The 677-nt window shown below is 47.9% G+C and carries 4 tRNA genes; all 4 read left to right on the top strand.

Annotated elements, in window-relative coordinates:
• Window positions 1-3: 3 nt before the first annotated feature.
• The 4 genes from L652_RS0115880 to L652_RS0115865 all read left to right on the top strand — a co-directional run bounded on the left by L652_RS0115880 (window position 4) and on the right by L652_RS0115865 (window position 673).
• Window positions 4-79 (top strand) — tRNA-Glu (locus L652_RS0115880).
• A 92-nt stretch (window positions 80-171) separates the two neighbouring features.
• Window positions 172-247: transfer RNA gene (locus tag L652_RS0115875), tRNA-Glu, on the top strand.
• 180 nt (window positions 248-427) lie between these two features.
• Window positions 428-503: transfer RNA gene (locus tag L652_RS0115870), tRNA-Glu, on the top strand.
• Window positions 504-597: 94 nt separating this feature from the next.
• Window positions 598-673, top strand: a tRNA-Glu gene (locus L652_RS0115865).
• The last annotated feature ends 4 nt before the right edge of the window (window positions 674-677 follow it).

The raw sequence follows: 677 nt of genomic DNA, 5'->3' as shown, positions 1-677 counted from the left end.
TGTGTCCCCATCGTCTAGAGGCCTAGGACACCGCCCTTTCACGGCGGTAACAGGGGTTCGAATCCCCTTGGGGACGCCACTTACTTATTTTAATAGGGAAGTGAAGTGTTATTAAGAAAGCTCGTCTGAAACGAGTCTAAAAATTCAGTTGTCCTAGTGACACATTTATGTGTCCCCATCGTCTAGAGGCCTAGGACACCGCCCTTTCACGGCGGTAACAGGGGTTCGAATCCCCTTGGGGACGCCACTTACTATTTTAAGTATTGTGTAAAGCAGTGTGACACCGCACTCTCTATGCACGACGTTATCAAGAGTACTAATCTCTTGGGGACGCCACTTACTATTTTAATAGGGAAGTGTAGTGTTATTAAGAAAGCTCGCCTGAAACGAGTCTAAAAATTCAGTTGTCCTAGTGACACATTTATGTGTCCCCATCGTCTAGAGGCCTAGGACACCGCCCTTTCACGGCGGTAACAGGGGTTCGAATCCCCTTGGGGACGCCACTTACTTATTTTTTAATAGGGAAGTGAAGTGTTATTAAGAAAGCTCGCCTGAAACGAGTCTAAAAATTCAGTTGTCCTAGTGACACATTTATGTGTCCCCATCGTCTAGAGGCCTAGGACACCGCCCTTTCACGGCGGTAACAGGGGTTCGAATCCCCTTGGGGACGCCACTTA

The sequence above is a fragment of the Pseudoalteromonas sp. TB25 genome, assembly GCF_000497995.1.
Lineage (GTDB): Bacteria > Pseudomonadota > Gammaproteobacteria > Enterobacterales > Alteromonadaceae > Pseudoalteromonas > Pseudoalteromonas distincta.
The sequence above is the reverse complement of the archived record's forward strand: the minus strand, read 5'-3'. Positions and strand labels throughout refer to the sequence as shown.